This is a genomic window from Bacillus xiamenensis, assembly GCF_000300535.1.
Taxonomy (GTDB): domain Bacteria; phylum Bacillota; class Bacilli; order Bacillales; family Bacillaceae; genus Bacillus; species Bacillus xiamenensis.
In genome coordinates, this window is sequence record NZ_AMSH01000081.1 from 1 (window position 1) to 11952 (window position 11952).

An 11952-nucleotide genomic window follows, 5' to 3' on the forward strand; every position below is an offset into this window, starting at 1 on the left:
GAGAGGAACGCCGTCTAAAGGATTGATGCAGACCATTGATCCGACGTTTAACTCCAATAAAGGCAAGGGCATGAATGATATTTGGAACCCAATTCATAATGCCGTAGCAGCCATTAACTACATTAAGGGCAGATATGGCACAGTCTTCAATACACCGGGATTACGGAGTATAAGAAGAGGCGGTCCTTATAAAGGCTACGCAAATGGCGGACTGATTACTCAGGAGCAGGTAGCTAGAGTCGGTGAAGGAAACAAACGTGAATGGATTATTCCAGAAGAAAGAGGCATTCGCGGAAGATATTTATTGACGCAGGCAGCCAAGGCACTTGGGATGCAAGTCTATGATCCATCAAATGCATCTGCTCCTTTACCAGAATCCCAGATGCAGCAAGTGACCTCAGCTCAATCATCAGCTGGCGGTTCTACATCATCGGGAACGAAACAAATCACCATCCAGTTCAATGGAGATCAGCATTTCCACAATGGACAAGATCAACAGTCTCTTGTCGAAAAAATAAGACAAATGCTCGTAGACGAACTGGAAGTAGAGCTTCATACAGGAACGAAGGGAGTCGTGATCGATGGGTAAATCAGTGTATCAATTGTGGATTTCCCAAGGAAAGGACAAGCTGCGATTCCCTGTCCTTCCATCCGAACTCGAAATCACAAATCATGTACAAAATGAAACAGTGAAGGTCGCCTCTTTTGGAGAACTGACCTTTATTGATGTGCCATCGGCTAAACAAGTATCATTCACCTCATTATTTCCTAAGAAATATTCGCCGATTGCTGAATATAAAAGCATTCCATCACCAGAGAATGCAATAGCGAAAATTGAACGAATGATGCGGTCGAAGAAGTCCGTGCGATTGATTGTTACAGGGACTAAAATCAATATGACGTGCAGCATTGAAAGCTTTACCCACAAGGAAGGGTCATATGATATTGGTGATCGTGAATTTACGATTGAGCTAAAGGAATATAAAACAGCATCGCCTAGGAAAATCAAACAAAAGAAAAAAGCGAAACAAACCAAAAAGAAAAGACCCTCAGCATCACCACCAAAATTGTACACCGTCAAAAAAGGCGATACTTTGTGGGCCATTTCAGGCCGGTTTTATGGCGATAGTACAAAATGGCGGCGTATTTGGAATGCCAATAAAGCAGCGATGATTAAACGAAGTAAACGCAATATTAAGCAGCCGGGACATTGGATTTTTCCTGGACAAAAACTAAAAATACCACAATAGGGGGGCTGACATTGATTGAGCTTTTTGCCATTAGAAGCGGCACTATGTATGAGCTTGTTACAGAAAGTGTGACACTTCAGGGGCAAAGGTATCAAGCTCCTCGCTCTATTCAGGCGAATATTATCACAAAGCAAGGCAGTCAAACATATTACCGTGTCTCAGAAGGAGACACGGTTCTTTTTAAATGGAAAGGAAAAGAGCTGTTCAGAGGCATCGTTTTTTCTAGGACGCCTGTTGATGGGAAACTGACCTTTACCGCATACGATATGCTCCAATATTTAGTGAAAAACCAAGATGTATATGTGTTTTCAAATCAAAGAGCAGATCAAATTTTGAAGCGAATTGGAACTGACTTTCAAATCCCTATGACCTCCATCGCCAATACAGGACATGTCATGAAGTCTCTTGTTTTTAAAAATGACACGAGTTTGTATGACATCATTCTGAAAGCACTCAAGGAAACGAAGCGGCAAACCGGTAGAAATTATCAAATTTATTCTGCTAAAGGCAAGATGGGACTGCGAGCTTGGCCTGATCCAGAGGACATCTGGGTCATTGAATCAGGCGTCAATCTTATTGATTATCAGTACAGCACCTCTATTGAAGAGACAGCAACACGTGTGAAGATGCGTACGTCTGTAGATGAACAGGGGAAGAATAAGAAAAAAGGAAGCAAATCAGATATTGTGGTGATCGAACAGGATAAAGCGGGTCAAAGTAAGTATGGCATTTTACAGCATGTTGAGACAGTGACTGGACAAATGAATCAGCCGCAGCTCCAGCAAAGAGCAAAAGTTCGTCTGGCAGAGAAAAAAGGCGTCAAACAAGAAGTGAAAAGCATACAAGCACTCGGAATTCCTGAACTGCAAAGCGGTCTGCCAATCTATTTGAAAATCCCAGAAATCAACGTAAAAAAAACCTACTGGATTGATCAAGACAAGCATGAATTCAATGGAGTGAAACACACCATGACCATTGACGTTGTTGAGAAAAATGTTATGCCAAAGGGTGATCAAGCGTGAGATTAAGTGAAGCGATTAAACGACTCGCTGTCAATGCAGTAGACGCAGCCTCTCCAATTGATCTGGTCATTGGAGAAGTCACGGCGGTTTCGCCTCTCAATATCAGATTAAATGAAAATAGTAAGTTGATCATTCCAGAAGAACTGCTTATTTGGCCAAAGCGCTTAAATAAGGGGGAGGATGATGAATTAAAAGCGGGAGACAGTATTATGGTGCTCGCAATGGCGGGAGGACAGTCCTTCTACATCATCGACAAATTGTAAGGGAGGTGATGAACGTGGCACTTTCACCAGAGGAAGAAATCGAGGAAACAGAAGAAGACGACGAGGTAGAAACCTCGATGACGTATCGCATAGATTTTGAAAATGGCAGGCTGACAAATGAAGTCATTTCGGGGATTGAGGCGATCAGGCAATTCATTTATATGACATTGCGAACAGAGCGGTATGCACATCCTATCTACAGCCACGACATTGGCACTGAAATTCAGGAACTATTGACAGACACAGAAGCAACGGACGAATACAAAGAAATGGAGATTCCAAGATTGCTAGAAGAAGCACTAATCGTTGACGAGCGTATTGATCATATTGAAGAAATAGAGGTCACGAAGCAAAATGACACGTTTCAAGTCAGACTAGCCGTCGTCACAGATGAGGGCACATTAGAAATAGAGGAGGTGATGGAGGCCGATGTTTGAGGAGCAAACGTATGAAGCATTGATGGAAAGAATGCTGGACAGGCTGCCAGATGACATAGATAAAAGAGAAAACAGCATCATTTGGAATGCCCTGGCACCTGCTGCCGCTGAACTGGCTCAGTCGTATATTTGGCTTGATCAAGTATTTGATCTTGTGTTTGCTGATACAGCGCAGGGCGAATTTTTAGATCGACGAGCGGCTGAAGTAGGAATTGAACGAAAGCCGGCCACCACAGCGGTCTGGTCCGCAGCCATTCAACCGGAGAATGTAAACATCCCTATAGGCTCAAGGTTTTTTATTGAAGATGTTTATTTTCAATATTCGAAGGATGGCACATTGGAATGCGAGACAACTGGTACAGCCGGCAATGGGCAATTAACAGGTCAACCGCTGCTATCACTTGATACAATCCCAGGCCTTGAATCGATGATCATGAAAGAACTCGTGATACCGGGGCAAGAGGAGGAAGATGACGCTTCATTATATGATCGATATTTAATACGTGCAAGGAGAGAGGCTGTCAGTGCCAACAGAGCCCATTACAAAAAGTGGGCCGAGGAAGTGGTTGGTGTCGGCAGAGCGAAAGTGTTCCCGCTTTGGAATGGAGAGGGAACGGTCAAAATTGTCATCACTGACGGCAATCTAGATGTAGCCTCTGATCTACTTGTCAAAAGGGTACAGGAGTATATCGACCCTGTGCCAGGAGAAGGGGAAGGACAATCTCCTATTGGTGCAAAAGCAACCGTTGAAAGCGCCAAATGGCTGGATATTGACATAGAAATGGCCGTCGAACTTCAAATGGACTGGACACTTGAAGGGGCGCAAAAAGAAATAGAAGAAAAGATCAAAGCGTTGTTAAAATCAATCGCATTTGAAAAAAGTACGATCCGCATGTCCGCCTTAAATGATATTTTGTATCATTCAGAAAGTGTGTCAGATTATGCAAACGTCTTACTGAATGGTGAGTCGAAAAACTTAGTATTACAGGACATTGAAATACCGCGTCTTAGGCAGGTGAAGGTTATTGAGCAAACATGATGAAATGAAAAACTACTTGCCGCCATATTTCACGGAAATTTATGATGTGGACCATTTACTAAGGACAGAGGCGCCAGAGTTTGAGCAATTGGACGAATCCATTTTTGATGTAACGGATCAGTTCTTTCCATTAACAGCGACGTGGGGATTGAATAGGTGGGAAAGAATGCTCAAGGTGCAGCGAGAATCAGATGATTCGATTGAGCTGCGCAGGGCACGCTTACTCAATATGATGTCAAACATTCCGCCAATCACGTATCTTTCTTTAGAGAAATCGGTGAATCGCTTTCTTAAAAATCCAAGTGCGATCATCCGCCTCACAGCCAATCGCTATCATTTTGCGTTACGTGTAAATCTGGATGACCTGCAAAACACAAGATATATTGTCGAAATACTCGAAACGTTAAAGCCTGCTCATTTGGCGTATACGTTCACCGCTAATCATCATACCGATGTTCATGAAAAAAACGATCATCATCAGCGGCTCACACTGCGAAGCAGGGTGGGTTTTTTCGATCATATCCCGATTTTACTCAATGGTGAATTTGTATTAAATGGTACGTTCTACCTGAGCGGGACACGAGGTACAACGGATGTCCCTGCTCGTTTTAGGCATTCGTTGAAGATGAGGATGCCGCTTCAACAAGAGAAGGAAACAACATGCCGCATGCATTATGTCATGACCGGAGCAGTGCATGAAACGAAGCAGGCCGCGGCACTGACTTTGCACGCAAAGAACCAGCTCCCGCACCACACGAAAAAGAGGATGACGTTCCGCCTGCCAGTGCATGTTCAAAATGAACAGGGCGGCAGCTTACTGATTAAGGATCATTACTGGATTCTAGATGGATCCGTTCCGCTTGACGGATCAAAAATGCTGGCAGCAACTTCTACAAAAATAGAGCTATAAGGAGGATCACAATGGCTGATCAATTAACCGTAACAACACTTTATGCACGTCAACAAATGGCAAAGGCAAGAGCAGAAGGAACAAAACTCACAAAAGTCGTCAAAATGGCGTTCGGAAATGGAGGAACAAAGGATGGAAAACCTCTCTCTCTTGACGGTACTGAACAAGCACTCAAAAAAGAATTAGTTCAAAAAGATATCGATTCATTTACCTTCATGGAACCAGCAAAAATCCGCTACACCTGCACGATCGCCGAAGGAGAACTCGCAGGAGAAGTCATCAATGAACTAGCCCTTGTCGACGAAGCCGGCAAATTCACCGCCGTCCGCACCATGACAGACAAACAAAAAGACGGCGACATTGAATTCGTATTTGAGATTGATGATATTTATTAATGGAGGGGAAAAGAAGTGAACATAAAATCACCTTTACCGTTTGAAACCTCTGACAAAGCCCATGCGAACTTATTTAACCGAATGGTCAACACACTTGTGGAGAATGACAATGCGCTCAGTCATCAAATAGCAGGAATCACGAATGAAAGCTTGTTTATTTTAACAGGCGACCAAGCCATTCAAGATGCATCAGTCAGCGGTGAGGAATATCCAATTGGCATTACGTTTATGGATATTGGCCAAGCCAATGATAAGGGATATCCGACGAGATATGGCTTTGTGAAGAATGAGAAGATCAGTAATTTTCGATTTGTACAATACTATTATGGTACTGGAAACGAAGCTGGTAATTATTTTGATAGTACTGGAATTTGGTGCAGGCATTGGTGGACGGGATCGGGGTGGACAGACTGGCATAAACTCTCTGGTTTTCTTCATACGAATATTGGCACAACTGGTAAGCAGCTGCTTAATAATGCAGAGCGACAAAAAATCCTTTTTAATCGAAAAATAAAAGATAGTCACAATCATTTTGATATAAAAAATAGTCGTTTTATTTGTCCGGAAAACGGTATGTATCTAGTAAACGCTGGAGTCTATATTGAGACGGTTCAAATGTATGCAAATTTTGAGCTGTCTATTTTTTTAAATGGTAAAAATTATAAAAATATATCTCATTATAGACATCTCCCTGCCACACCCTCTGAAACGGCAAAACTTGATATAGGTTTATATGGGGCTGCGAATGTGCCAGCGAATAAAGGAGATTACATTGAAATTTACATGTATATAGGATATGCGGGAAATTCCGATCGTTATATATCTGATAATTCAGGCTGGTACAACTATTTCGATATTACGGAATTAGGCGGACGAAATTTCCCGAGAGTGTAGGAGGATTCTGATGATTTTATATGAAGCCATTAAGTATAAATACCCCGATGCGGATCCGCAAAAGGATTTTGAGCTTAGAAATGACGGCGACGGTTCGTATATAAACGAATGGCATCTAGATGTGCCAAAGCCAACGGCAGAAGAATTGAAGGAATGGTGGGAGGCATCTCAAATCAATCCTCGATATCAACCACCTCTGCCGCTTGAATTTCTAGCGCAGGAAGTAGCGAAAGAAAAGCTGATGAGAAAACAACTTGAACATCAATGTGATCATCTAACAAACGAACTAAAGGCGTTAAAAAGAGAGATCCTTTTATATAAAGGAGAGAGTGAAACATGAATTATTGGGTAATGGCTTTATATTTTAAATGGGTGACTCCTGAAATGGTCAAGCAAGCAATCGAGCTAGGTGACTGTTCAATTGAAGAACTAAATGTAGGCTGTCAGCAAAGGGTGCTCACGGTAGAGCAGCTACAAGAGATCGATCCAAGCTTCAAAGCGAAGGAGTGAAAGCTAAATGGAAATAAAAGAACCAAAACCTTTTGAAGTAAACGATAAAGCGCATGCTGATTTGTTTAATGACATGGTCAAAGTACTTCTTGAAAATGATACTGGGCTATTAGGACAACTCACAAACCATACACATGATACGAAATCACATACAACTGAAGCAGAAAAGAAGAAATGGAATGAGTCGCAGAGCTATAAAATTACAGCAGATAATGGAAGTCAGTTAATTAATGTGCCAGCTGATGCGAGAATTTTTGATGCGATAAAAAATAAAGGAACATGTACATTTTTTGCAGCTGCTGGCGTCGAGGATTCTCCTGCACCAACTAATGTCTCGATAAGAGGGCTGCAGACAGCAGGTGAGGGAAATATTGGTTCTGGCTTTGCGATTGATAGTACAGGAAATGCTTATTTTTTCAGTTATAATGCCGGACATACATCTATGACATGGACAAAACTGCCTTCTGAAAGTGATAAGATAAGATGGGACAACGGTCAGCTAATAAAAATTACACAAGATAATGGAAAGCCCTTTTATCATGGAGTTGCTAGTGAGACAGACTATAATAGCCTTACTCAGACAGGCATGTATCTCATTTATAATCCTGGAGTAAACGGTCCACCATCCGTTAATCGAGTGTTTTTACTGGTCATGAGTTACGGAAATACATTAATACAAATAGCATACGAATCTGTTTATGGGAAAAACACGTACTTTAGAGTTCGTAAACAGGATGCAGAAACATGGACACCATGGGAGAAGCAAATCACGTTTTCAGATTTATTAGAAGGTACTTGGAAAAAACCTGAAAAAATTATAAATGGTTGGAAGGAATATGATCCTATTAATTTGCCAGTAAAATATCGCAAGAACCTGTTAGGAGAAGTTGAAATAGTAGGTGCGATAAAAGGTGGAACTTTAGGAAATAATGAAGTGTTTAATTTGTCTGAAGAATATCGGCCGAAGCAGGCGATCCATTTTATAGGAGTCGCTTCAAGTATAGGAACACCAGGAGTACCTCAATTCCATCGTACATTAATAGATAAGAATGGAAATGTATGTGTACAGTCTTCTTCAAATAATGCCAATCCCACTGAGTTTATTACATTTGGTTTTAAGTTCACTACCAGATAATTCAATACAACTGAAATATGAAAGGAGAATCACATGGAAATAAAGACACCTCGTAGTTTCAAAACCAGTGACAAAGCCCATGCGGAACTGTTTAATGACATGGTTAAAGTTATTCTTGAAAATGATGTTGGACTATTAGATCAAATCAATCAGCACAAAAGTGATACAACATCTCATGCATCTGAAACAGAAAAGCAGAAATGGAATCAATCTCAGCTATATAAAATGACAAATGATAGCGGGTCCCAGTTGGTCAATATTCCTGCCGGCGGTAGTATTTATAATGGGATTAAATCGTTAGGTGCCTGCTCGTTCTATGCTCCAGGCGGTTCGGGTGTAGTTGATTCTCCTGCTATAGGCAATGCAGCATTAAGAGGCTTTCAGTTAGTAGGTCAAAATAATATAGGCATAGGCATCGCCATTGACACTTCAGGCAATGCATTTTGTTTTTCCTATCACGTAAATGACGTTGGAATCAACTGGCTTCAATTACCTACTCAAAATGAAAAAAATAAATGGGATGCAGGACAATTATCTAAAATTACTGCTGACGACGGAAAGGCTTACGAAAGAATTAATGCAAATGATCCTAGTATTTTAGATAAGCTCTTAAAATTACCAGGCGTGCATTCGTGGTATATCCATGAAGCACACCCTGATCTGCCAACAAGAAGTTCTATGAGAGCCTTATCTGTTTTTAGTGAAAACATTTATGGTTGGATTATTGGGGCAAATAATACAGGCGATGTGTACATCAATCGATCAACAACTGATGTTACGGGTACTCAGCAAGAATGGAGTGGCTGGAAGAGATTGAACGAGCATCCGTTATTGAAAGCGAATGGAACTAGAATGCTTATTTCTAGTGGCACAGATATTTTAAGCTTACCGTCTGGTTTTTATTACGTGTCTGGAACGAATGCTATTAATATGCCTACAACCAATGATGCATCTTGGTTTAATGTGGATATTATAGAAGCAGCCGGTAAACGTAAGACTCTTCATATTATTAGAAGTTATGATAATATGCATTGGTTTGGAACAGTGCATAATGAGGGTGTTTTTTCTGGTTGGAAACGATTGTTAACCGATACAGAGAAAATAGAATGGAAGTCCCCAACCACTCTATTAAACGGATGGAAACAATACGGCACTCAAAAAGTGCAATTTTATAAGAATGCATTTGGAGAGGTGGAGTTAATTGGATCTATTGCAGGAGGTACTATCGGTTTTGAGGTACCTGCTTTTACATTGCCAAGTGGTTATCGTCCTATACAGGGTATGCATTTTATAGGGGTAGCATCGAGTATTGGTGCTGGTTCAACACCGCAAACACACAGGACATATATTCATACTGACGGTAATGTGTATATACAAAGCGTCTCCAATACGACAAATCCAAATGAATTTATCACTTTTGGCTTTAAATTCATATCGGCACAGGAGGGATAAAAGTGAAATGGATATATAGATACGATGAAAAATTCAATTACATTCCAGGAGGAGAAATAGAAATTGAAGAAGATGCAGATATTCCAGAAGGGTATACAGATGTAAGACCTCGAGATGGCTTGTATAAAGGTAAATACAATGAAGAGAAAAGGGCTTGGTATGAGTCGGCAACAGAAGAATACATTGATCACTTTCAGGCAAAGCCGCTGCCTCGATCAGATATTGATCTATTAAAAAAGCAAAACGCCGATTTGCTTCAGCAGCTGGCAGAGTCAGAAAAGAGAGTAAAAGAACAATCAAAAATAACATCAGAACTTGTCATGTTGCTCAATGAAAAGGGGGGCATTTAATTGGATTGGTTTCGTAGTATTTCATTGTTCTATCAATGGAAGTGTTATGAAAATGAAGATGTAGCAAAATTTGTTCGTTTCGAAAAGATTACGCCGGAACAATACAAAGAAATAACAAAAGAAGAATATCCAACAAACGCTGAATAGGCGTTTTTATTTTGCCTTCTTTAAGGATGCGCAAAGTGAGGGAGTAGGTGAGTGTAGTGGAAATGGATTTGACTCAATATTTAATGACACAAGGCCCATTTGCTGTGCTCTTTTGCTGGATTTTGTTTTATGTTCTCAACACAACAAAGGAACGAGAAAACAAGCTCAATGAGCAAATCGAGGCGCAAAATGATGTGTTAGCGAAGTTTAGTGAGAAGTATGACGTCGTCATCGACAAACTCGATAAAATTGAACGGAATTTAAAATAGGAGGAAAAATCATGAAAACATTCGACAAAGGCACTGTGATTCGCACAGTGCTTCTTTTTATTGCGCTCATCAATCAAACGCTTGTGATGTTTGGACAAACGGTGCTGCCGATTAGTGAGGAGCAAGTGCAAACCGTAGGAGAGGCACTATATGTTGCAGGTTCCACGATTTTCACTATGGTCACTGCGGTGATCGCTTGGTTTAAAAACAATTATGTGACCTATAAAGGTCAATTGCAAAAAGATGCCCTGAAACAAAGAGGGTTAACAAAATAATTCTTGAAGGAGACACAATATGGTTAAAATCATTCAAGCGATCATCCCAAAACAAAATCGCAACAGACCAGGAAACATGATGAAGCCGCTCTATATTACGGTGCATAATACATCGAACACTGGACGGGGGGCCGATGCTGCGAATCATGCAGCGTTTGTTGCTCATGCAAGTACCGGGGTTAGCTGGCATTACACTGTCGATGATCAGGTCATCTATCAGCATTTACCGTTAAACGAAAACGGCTGGCACGCAGGGGATGGCAGAGGAACCGGCAATATGAAATCAATTGGAATTGAGATTTGTGAAAATGAAGGTGGTAACTTTGAGCAAGCCGTTGAAAACGCCCAATGGCTCATTCGAAAACTGATGGGAGATTTAGGAATTCCTTTATCAAACGTGGTGCCGCATAAGCATTGGAGCGGGAAAGAATGTCCGCGTAAGCTGCTAAATCGGTGGGATGGCTTCAAAGCTGGTATTGCATCAGCACCTACAAGTCAAATGACAACAGCTAAACCTGTGAAAGAAACATCTAACAAAAACATATCAACGACATCAACATCTAAAAGCAACAAGGTCAAAAAAACATACAGTTTGCCTGCAGGTATTTTAAAAGTGACGAAGCCTCTTACAAAAGGGTCAGCCGTAGTAGCAGTACAACAAGCCTTAGCATCGATTTATTTCTATCCTGATAAGGGGGCAAAAAATAATGGGGTTGATGGATACTACGGCCCCAAGACTGCGAATGCAGTGTCTCGATTTCAAATGATGCATGGGTTAATCCCTGATGGCGTATATGGTCCAAAGACAAAAGAGAAATTAAGTAAAGCCATAGAAGTTTAAAACACGAGAATGAATAATGAATTCTTATTTATTATCAAAAAGTGAAAAAATCCCCTCTTAAACCCTTATAAATTGTATAATAATGTAAAAGGAGGGTTTTTTATGAATAGAATATTATTAATAATGTCTCTTTGTTTCATTGTCATGTTCCATTTTAATATGGAAAAGGTTGCAGCTAAGACCATTTATCGAGAAGTAGAAGTCGATTTCATCATGACGGAACAGGAAAAAGATCTGTGGGTACCAGGAGGTCAAAATAATCCTGAACAATATCCATCTACACACGGTTACCAATTTTCTATACTAAATGCAGAGGGCTGTACTTTAGAGGTGACACTCTACAGAACATCCTTATCAGGAACGGATTTTCCGTCATCAGTGAAAGAGTATGTGGGTAATCAATATGATCTAAGTGCAACAGACCAAATTTTATCAAGTGGGCGCTACATTTATAGACCTCATGGTATTAAACTGACCAAAAAAGAAGGCTGTGGGAATGATGTTGAGATAAAAGGAGTCTTCGGTTATCAAATTCAAGAACCAGACAGATAAGCTTTTTTATTTTCATCGTAATGATGGTGGATAAGATTGAATGAAAAAGGCCTCCCACACACCTAGCCTAACTTCGCTAGGTGTGTGGCAATCTTCTTCATGTTCTGACAGGCAGCTGTGAGAAGCACTTGCTCACTCACATTTTGTTTTCCCCTCAACCGGCAGTAGCGAAGCCCACCCAGTTGTTTTGAACCTGCAAAGATTAGCTCTA

The 11952-nt window shown here is 40.8% G+C and carries 20 protein-coding genes; 19 read left to right on the forward strand and 1 reads right to left on the reverse strand.

Going from position 1 to position 11952, the window contains the following annotated elements; all coding sequences use genetic code 11:
* From BA1_RS17090 to BA1_RS17175, 19 genes are all read left to right on the forward strand, one after another.
* Positions 1-589 (forward strand): transglycosylase SLT domain-containing protein (locus tag BA1_RS17090; RefSeq protein ID WP_008361635.1); only part of this gene is annotated, 589 nt, incomplete at its 5' end.
* Positions 582-1250 carry a LysM peptidoglycan-binding domain-containing protein gene (locus BA1_RS17095; protein WP_008361637.1) on the forward strand — a complete coding sequence of 223 codons (669 nt, stop codon included), beginning with the start codon at positions 582-584 and terminating at the stop codon, positions 1248-1250. The genes BA1_RS17090 and BA1_RS17095, both read left to right, overlap by 8 nt.
* Positions 1251-1261: 11 nt before the next feature.
* Complete coding sequence (locus BA1_RS17100) at positions 1262-2272, forward strand: XkdQ/YqbQ family protein (protein WP_008361639.1); 1011 nt, start codon at positions 1262-1264, stop codon at positions 2270-2272.
* Positions 2269-2535 carry a DUF2577 family protein gene (locus tag BA1_RS17105; protein WP_008361642.1) on the forward strand — a complete coding sequence of 89 codons (267 nt, stop codon included), beginning with the start codon at positions 2269-2271 and terminating at the stop codon, positions 2533-2535. Before BA1_RS17100 ends, BA1_RS17105 begins: the two co-directional genes overlap by 4 nt.
* 14 nt (positions 2536-2549) lie before the next feature.
* On the forward strand, positions 2550-2972 hold the full coding sequence (locus BA1_RS17110; protein WP_008361644.1) for a DUF2634 domain-containing protein: 423 nt from the start codon (positions 2550-2552) through the stop codon (positions 2970-2972).
* Complete coding sequence (locus BA1_RS17115; protein WP_008361647.1) at positions 2965-4011, forward strand: baseplate J/gp47 family protein; 1047 nt, start codon at positions 2965-2967, stop codon at positions 4009-4011. The genes BA1_RS17110 and BA1_RS17115 overlap by 8 nt, the downstream gene beginning before the upstream one ends.
* Positions 3998-4921, forward strand: a complete 924-nt coding sequence (locus BA1_RS17120) for a YmfQ family protein (protein WP_008361648.1) — start codon at positions 3998-4000, stop codon at positions 4919-4921. Before BA1_RS17115 ends, BA1_RS17120 begins: the two co-directional genes overlap by 14 nt.
* 11 nt (positions 4922-4932) lie before the next feature.
* Positions 4933-5316, forward strand: a complete 384-nt coding sequence (locus BA1_RS17125; RefSeq protein WP_008361653.1) for a phage tail-collar fiber domain-containing protein — start codon at positions 4933-4935, stop codon at positions 5314-5316.
* Positions 5317-5331: 15 nt separating this feature from the next.
* Complete coding sequence (locus tag BA1_RS17130; RefSeq protein ID WP_008361656.1) at positions 5332-6210, forward strand: hypothetical protein; 879 nt, start codon at positions 5332-5334, stop codon at positions 6208-6210.
* A 10-nt stretch (positions 6211-6220) separates the two neighbouring features.
* Entirely contained in the window at positions 6221-6550 is a 330-nt protein-coding gene (locus BA1_RS17135) for an XkdW family protein (RefSeq protein ID WP_008361659.1), read from the forward strand.
* Positions 6547-6720 carry a phage portal protein gene (locus BA1_RS17140; protein WP_008361661.1) on the forward strand — a complete coding sequence of 58 codons (174 nt, stop codon included), beginning with the start codon at positions 6547-6549 and terminating at the stop codon, positions 6718-6720. The genes BA1_RS17135 and BA1_RS17140 overlap by 4 nt, the downstream gene beginning before the upstream one ends.
* A gap of 7 nt (positions 6721-6727) precedes the next feature.
* Complete coding sequence (locus tag BA1_RS17145) at positions 6728-7855, forward strand: pyocin knob domain-containing protein (protein ID WP_008361663.1); 1128 nt, start codon at positions 6728-6730, stop codon at positions 7853-7855.
* A 33-nt stretch (positions 7856-7888) separates the two neighbouring features.
* Entirely contained in the window at positions 7889-9307 is a 1419-nt protein-coding gene (locus BA1_RS17150; protein ID WP_008361664.1) for a hypothetical protein, read from the forward strand.
* Between the two features lie 2 nt (positions 9308-9309).
* Positions 9310-9657: a hypothetical protein gene (locus tag BA1_RS17155; protein WP_008361667.1), complete on the forward strand. Its 348-nt coding sequence runs from the start codon at positions 9310-9312 to the stop codon at positions 9655-9657.
* Entirely contained in the window at positions 9658-9804 is a 147-nt protein-coding gene (locus BA1_RS18895) for an XkdX family protein (protein ID WP_008361668.1), read from the forward strand.
* A gap of 56 nt (positions 9805-9860) precedes the next feature.
* Entirely contained in the window at positions 9861-10073 is a 213-nt protein-coding gene (locus tag BA1_RS17160; RefSeq protein ID WP_034739919.1) for a BhlA/UviB family holin-like peptide, read from the forward strand.
* A gap of 11 nt (positions 10074-10084) precedes the next feature.
* A complete protein-coding gene (locus tag BA1_RS17165; protein ID WP_008361671.1) occupies positions 10085-10348 on the forward strand; it encodes a phage holin in 264 nt (87 codons plus the stop codon).
* A gap of 19 nt (positions 10349-10367) precedes the next feature.
* The gene (locus tag BA1_RS17170; RefSeq protein WP_008361673.1) at positions 10368-11189 is read left to right on the forward strand and encodes a peptidoglycan recognition protein family protein; all 822 of its coding nucleotides are present in this window, start codon (positions 10368-10370) and stop codon (positions 11187-11189) included.
* Positions 11190-11291: 102 nt separating this feature from the next.
* Complete coding sequence (locus tag BA1_RS17175; RefSeq protein ID WP_008361675.1) at positions 11292-11741, forward strand: hypothetical protein; 450 nt, start codon at positions 11292-11294, stop codon at positions 11739-11741.
* Between the two features lie 62 nt (positions 11742-11803).
* On the opposite strand, the gene BA1_RS18900 is transcribed toward BA1_RS17175, so the two are convergent.
* Positions 11804-11952: IS1182 family transposase (locus BA1_RS18900; RefSeq protein ID WP_008361677.1), on the reverse strand; the 149-nt coding region annotated here is incomplete at its 5' end.

Bases quoted from the DNA above. Each gene is read 5' to 3' on its own strand.
- BA1_RS17095 (WP_008361637.1), top strand. From the start codon at position 582: ATGGGTAAATCAGTGTATCAATTGTGGATTTCCCAAGGAAAGGACAAG.
- BA1_RS17115 (WP_008361647.1), top strand. From the start codon at position 2,965: ATGTTTGAGGAGCAAACGTATGAAGCATTGATGGAAAGAATGCTGGAC.
- BA1_RS17125 (WP_008361653.1), top strand. From the start codon at position 4,933: ATGGCTGATCAATTAACCGTAACAACACTTTATGCACGTCAACAAATG.
- BA1_RS17135 (WP_008361659.1), top strand. From the start codon at position 6,221: ATGATTTTATATGAAGCCATTAAGTATAAATACCCCGATGCGGATCCG.
- BA1_RS17140 (WP_008361661.1), top strand. From the start codon at position 6,547: ATGAATTATTGGGTAATGGCTTTATATTTTAAATGGGTGACTCCTGAA.
- BA1_RS17145 (WP_008361663.1), top strand. From the start codon at position 6,728: ATGGAAATAAAAGAACCAAAACCTTTTGAAGTAAACGATAAAGCGCAT.
- BA1_RS17150 (WP_008361664.1), top strand. From the start codon at position 7,889: ATGGAAATAAAGACACCTCGTAGTTTCAAAACCAGTGACAAAGCCCAT.
- BA1_RS17165 (WP_008361671.1), top strand. From the start codon at position 10,085: ATGAAAACATTCGACAAAGGCACTGTGATTCGCACAGTGCTTCTTTTT.
- BA1_RS17170 (WP_008361673.1), top strand. From the start codon at position 10,368: ATGGTTAAAATCATTCAAGCGATCATCCCAAAACAAAATCGCAACAGA.
- BA1_RS17175 (WP_008361675.1), top strand. From the start codon at position 11,292: ATGAATAGAATATTATTAATAATGTCTCTTTGTTTCATTGTCATGTTC.